3 protein-coding genes are annotated in these 5,832 nt (G+C 58.4%); 2 read left to right on the top strand and 1 reads right to left on the bottom strand.

The features are described from left to right. Positions 1-318: 318 nt before the first annotated feature. On the bottom strand, positions 319-1,152 hold the full coding sequence (larE, locus tag VFU66_RS12720; protein WP_326446637.1) for an ATP-dependent sacrificial sulfur transferase LarE: 834 nt from the start codon (positions 1,150-1,152) through the stop codon (positions 319-321). A 254-nt stretch (positions 1,153-1,406) separates the two neighbouring features. Between larE and VFU66_RS12725 the strand changes: the two genes are divergently transcribed. Beyond that, entirely contained in the window at positions 1,407-3,845 is a 2,439-nt protein-coding gene (locus VFU66_RS12725; RefSeq protein ID WP_326446638.1) for an LptF/LptG family permease, read from the top strand. 53 nt (positions 3,846-3,898) lie between these two features. Then, the coding region (locus VFU66_RS12730) for a class I tRNA ligase family protein (protein ID WP_326446639.1) at positions 3,899-5,832 on the top strand (1,934 nt) is incomplete at its 3' end.

Here is a 5,832-nt window from a genome sequence, read left to right on the forward strand (position 1 = left end):
CAGACTGAACGCCGACCAGAACGTCAAGCCCTCGACCCTATGGAAATCCCCACAACCGCCACATCCCAAACCGCTTATACCTCCCCAGACTTTGGCGGGATAGTTTCCTTCCATTCCATACAATAGAAGTATCCCTGCAAACAACCTGACCATCCGGGAGGGCCGCGCTTTTTCCCAGGGCACGCTCAATAAGTGCAATAAAAAGAATATTTTACAGGGCCATACCCTGAAAAACAAGGACTTCCCACACCAGGTCCAGACCTAACCCCTTTAGAACATGGATTTTGCACAAAAATAGGGGGAGGGGGGAGGCATACCTTACCGTCCGGCCGGCACGATAGCCGAGGCAGGAAGAACCTCATTCATGCTGCCCGAGCGATAGCCCTGAGTGTCCAGCGTGACGTAGCGAAAGCCGAGCGGACGGAGCGCCGCCGTGATCCGGTCGAGGGCCTCGACCGAGAGCGCCCGAGGAAGCTCCGACCGCGCGATCTCGACCCGGGCCAGCTCTCCGTGATGACGCACGCGAACCTGCCGGAAGCCGAGCGCGTGAAGCGCCGCCTCAGCCTGCTCGACCTGCGAGAGATTTTCCCGGGTCACAGGACGCCCGTATTCAATACGCGAGGCCAGGCAGGCTGAGGCAGGCTTGTCCGCGAGCGAAAGTCTCGCTTCCCCGGCGAGCTGTCGAATCTCAGCCTTGGCAAGCCCGGCCGTGACGAGCGGCGCGACCGCGTGGTGCTCCGCCGCGGCCCTCTGGCCGGGACGGAAGTCGCCCCGGTCGTCGAGGTTCATACCGTATGCAATGTGCCGGAAGCCGCGCGCCGCACGCTCGGCCTCCATGCGAGTGAAGAGTTCGTCCTTGCAGAAGAAACAACGCTCGGCGTCGTTGCGCCGGTAGTCAGGATTGTCCAGCTCAGCAGTCTGGAGGATGGCGAGCGGAATCGCATGAGCTTCAGCGAAAGCGATCGCAGCCGCAAGCTCGGCCCGGGGCAGCGAAGGCGAGTCCGCAATTACCGCGAGCATCTTCGAGCCCAGCTCCCGGTGCGCTGCCCACGCAAGGTATGCCGAGTCCGTGCCGCCCGAGTAGGCCACCAGCACGCTGCCGAGGTCGCGGAGCGTAGCGCCGAGCAGATCCGATTTTTGCGCAAGGTCCATCTGTCTCTATATTAGGCCGTATCGACATAGACACGAGATGCAACTCACTCATTTACCCACGAATTGACCCTTGAACTTGTCATCCTGAGCGAAGCCTCTCGCAGCTTGACTGCGAGAGGCGTAGTCGAAGGACCTGCGGTTCGCGATTTCAACTTATGCAAAGAACGTTCGAGACATCACACTAGAGCGGCAGAGAAACGCAGATCCTCCCGTCCGCGGAAGAACGACAACTAAAAAGACTGCGTGGAAGGCGAATGAAGGACGCGCGCGAGTGCCTATACACTGAAGTGAGCACCGCCGCTATGCGCATCTTCACCCGCTACATTCTCCGCGAAGTCACCTCGCACGCTCTGCTCGGCGGCGCGCTGTTTACCTTCGTCATTCTGATGCGCGACCTCGGCAAGGTGCTCGATCTGGTCGTCCGCGATTCGGCCTCGCTCACCGACGTCGTCCGCATCATCGCCTACACGCTGCCGCCCGCCCTGACCGTCACCATCCCGATGGCCGTGCTGGTCGGCATCCTGCTCGGCCTCTCGCGCCTGGCCGCCGACAGCGAGATTACCGCCATGCGCGCCAGCGGCATGGGTGCGCTCGATTTCGTTCGCATCGTCTCCATCGTCTCTGCAGTCGGACTCGCGCTCAGCCTCTTCAACTCGCTCTACCTCGCTCCCCGCGCAGCCTCCGGCCTCATCGCACTCGGCAACTCGCTCAAGAATTCGCAGGCATCGTTCGAGGTCCAGCCGCGCGTCTTCTACGAAGACTTCAAGAACTACGTTCTCTACATTCAGGACGTAAAGCCCGCTGCCGGAGCCTCCGTCTGGCGTCACGTCTTCCTCGCCGACCTGACGCAGCCCGCAACACCGCACATCACTACGGCCGACAGCGCCATCGTCGTCGCCGGCACGCCCAGCACACCTGACGCCCAGACCATCCGCCTGCACCTCATCAACGGCGGCCAGCATGAGCTTTCAACAACAAACCCGAACCAGTACGACATCTCCACCTTCAGCTCGATGGACATCCCCATCGAAACCGAAGCACCCAACGACACGCACCTGGGCCGGCTCGACACACCGATCGTCGCCCTCTCGCTGCCCGAGCTGTGGCGCCGCGGCCGCGCCTACGATGCCAAACATCCCAACCGTCCGTCCGTCTACCGCATCCAGTTCAACAAGCGCTTCTCCTATCCCTTCGCCTGCCTGGTGCTGATGTTGATCGGCGTGCCGCTCGGCCTCGCCTCGAAACGCGGAGGCAAATCGACAGGCTTCGTCCTCACCATCGTCCTGGTCTTCATCTACTACTTCCTCTCCTCCGTCGGCGAAGCGTTCGCCAAATCCGGCAGGCTCTCGCCCTTCCTCGGCATCTGGGGCGCAAACCTGATCTTCGCCGCCGCCGGAGCGTTCTTCCTGTACCAGATGTCGCGCGGCGGAGTCGCACTGGGCATCTTCGCCTCCATCGGCGACAAGCTGAACCAGGCAGCCACGCGGCTGACCAGAGGCGCGGGACCGAACAGTCTTGCCAGCCGCCTGACGCCCGACATCGCCACCGTGCTGCGACGCTTCCGCAGCACCTTCCGCGTGCAGTTTCCGCTGCTGCTCGACGACTACGTGATGCGCGAGTACGCCACCAACTTCGCGCTGGTGCTGTTTTCCTTCTCGACGCTGTTCGTCATCTTCACCTTCTTCGAGCTGATCGGCGACATCTTCCGCAACCGCACGCCGCTCGTCACCGTCGGCGAATATCTCATCAACCTGATTCCCTACATCCTCTACAACGTCACGCCGCTGTGCGCGCTGGTGGCCGTGCTCATCACATTCGGCGCGCTCAGCCGCACTTCCGAGATGACGGCGATGAAGTCGTCCGGCATCAGCCTCTACCGCATCATCACGCCGGTGCTGGTGACGACGCTGATCATCTCCGCCTGCCTGTTCGCCTTCGACGAGCTGTACCTGCCCGCGGCCAATCGCCGCCAGGAGGCGCTGCGCTCCGTCATCAAGGACAAGCCCGCCCAGACCTTCCTGCGGCCCGACGTGAACTGGATCTCCGGCCAGACGACCAGCAGCGGCGACCCTTCGCGCATCTTCTACTATCAGTTTTTCAACGCGGAGAAAGACAGCTTCGCCAATGTCACTGTCTTCGAGTTTGACCCCACCACCTTCGCGCTGACGAAGCGCATCTTTGCTACCTCCGCCAACTGGGACCCGCGCGTGAACATGTGGGTCTTCTTCAACGGATGGCAGCGCACCTTCTCAGGCGAGACCATCTCCAACTACCAGCCGTTCTCCGTCTCGACTTTTCCTGAGATTCGAGAGCAGCCCGGCTATTTCAAGAAAGAGTTTCTTCCGTCGCAGGAGATGTCCTACGCCGAACTCTCGCACTACATCACGGACCTGCGACAATCCGGCTTCAACACGCGGCAACTAAGCGTGCAGTTGAATAAGAAGCTCGCCTACCCGCTCATCACGCTGGTCATGGCCATCCTCGCTATTCCGTTCTCGCTTTCGATGGGCAAGAAAGGCTCGCTTGCGGGCATCGCCACGGCGATTGGACTGGCAATTACGTACTGGGTGGTCGCGCTGCTGTTTGAGTCGATGGGCAACGTCAATGCTCTGCCCGCGTTTCTTGCCGCATGGACACCTGATGCGCTGTTCGGCATCACCGGAGTTTATCTGCTGCTGCGCACGCCGACGTAAGGCCTGGTGCGGCTCCGCGAGGCGCGGCCCTGCTAAACTTGCTTAAAGCCCGCATGTCCGACACAGCGAATAAGTTCTATCTCACCACTCCGATTTACTACGTCAACGCGCGCCCGCACATTGGCCATGCGTACACGACCATTGCAGCCGACGTGATCGCGCGCCGCCACCGCCTGCTGGGCGACGACACCTTCTTCCTGACCGGCACCGACGAGCACGGCCAGAAGATTCAGCGCAGCGCCGAAGCCGCCGGCATCGCGCCGCAGCAGTTCGCCGATGAGGTCTCGGCCAGCTTCCAGAATCTGTGGAAGCGCATGGGCATCACCAACGACAAGTTCATCCGCACCACCGATGAAGCCCACCAAAAAGGTGCCCAGCGCCTCTTCAATGACTTGTTCGAACAAGGCTTCATCTATCTCGACTCATACACAGGCGCCTATTGTGTATCGGATGAGACATTTGTCGATGTAAGTCCCGGAGATCCATGTCCAGATTGTGGCCGTATCACCGAAACCATCACCGAGGAGAATTTTTTCTTCAAACTCTCTTCCTTCCAGCGCCCTCTTCTCGACCTCATCGAAAGCAATACGCTAAAGATTGAAAACGAGTCGCGTCGCAACGAAGTTCTGAGCTTCCTTCTTGGCCCTGTTGGTAAGCTTAAAGAGGAAGGCTTCGTTTGCATTCCGGCAATGTCTGCTACATCTGAGGATTTAGACAAGTCACAGGTGATTTCAGAGTTTGTAAAGGTAGATAAACTCTCATATACGGCCAAAGGCACTCCTTATGTCGCTGGAGCATTGAAAAATATTTCGGTCTCGCGCAGTTCTTTCAGGTGGGGCATTCCGGTTCCCGAGTCAGCTGCCAAAATCGCACATCAGAAACATGTCATCTACGTCTGGCTCGACGCCCTCGCCAACTACATGACCGCCATCGGCTACGGCAGCGACTTACTTGAAGAAAAAGCAAAGTTCAAACACTACTGGCCCGCTGACCTCCACCTCGTAGGCAAAGAAATTATTCGCTTCCACTGTGTATACTGGCCCGCGTTTCTATTGGCACTCAATCCATCAATAAAGCTGCCAGACGCAACTAAAAAACAAGATAAACATTTATTCGCCCGATTGTCCGATCTCACAACAGTGCCATTCAAAACCCACCAAACGTGGGCTGATGAGTGCCTTCCCAAAGCCATCACCGCCCACGGTTGGCTCCTCTTCGAAAACGACAAGATGTCGAAGTCGAAGGGCAACATCGTCCGCACCGAAACCATCCTCGACGTCTTTGGCAACCTCGTATACGCCATCCCGTTTCCCAACAGCACTCACGCCGAACAAGATCTCTTCGCCACTGACGTCCTACGCTACTTCCTCTTGCGCGAAATCCCCTTCGGCCAGGATGGCAGCTTCAGCTTCGATGCGGTCGTTCAGCGATACAACTCAGACCTAGCTAACGGATACGGCAACCTCGTCAGCCGGACCTTGTCGATGATTGACAAGTATTCGGATGGTATTGTTGCAGACCCCAAATCATTTCCCCTAAGCCGTCTAGATTTGGGTGAATCACTTGCACATGCGATTGGATTGACCATTCCGCCAGGCGAACCCGACGGAAGCTGGACACAAGAAACTCTTATCTACCAGTGGGATAACGTACGGAAGCCACTTCCTCTGCTCGAAGACATCGAGTATGGACTGGACAAACACGTCTTTTCACTAGCCTTAGATTTCGCATGGAAATTCATCGGAAATGTCGATGCATTCTTGACGCGAAAGGCGCCCTGGAAATTGTCAGACACTAATGGAAGAGAGCGCGGAAGTATTCTCTACACTGCCGCCGAATCAATCCGCATCATCACCGCACTCCTCTATCCCGTCCTCCCCTTTGCAACCTCTGAAGTCTGGGCGCAGCTTGGGCTTGGCGACATTGAAGAAGCTGCGCGCAAGGGTGAGCTAAAAAATCTACAATGGGGCGGCTTAAAACCGGGCAC

Origin of the sequence: Edaphobacter sp. (assembly GCF_035763405.1) — a bacterium.
In the GTDB taxonomy this organism is placed as follows: domain Bacteria; phylum Acidobacteriota; class Terriglobia; order Terriglobales; family Acidobacteriaceae; genus Edaphobacter.

What these genes read in the sequence shown, in the direction of transcription:
- larE (WP_326446637.1), bottom strand. Translation starts at nt 1,152, where the DNA reads ATGGACCTTGCGCAAAAATCGGATCTGCTCGGCGCTACGCTCCGCGAC.
- VFU66_RS12725 (WP_326446638.1), top strand. Translation starts at nt 1,407, where the DNA reads ATGAAGGACGCGCGCGAGTGCCTATACACTGAAGTGAGCACCGCCGCT.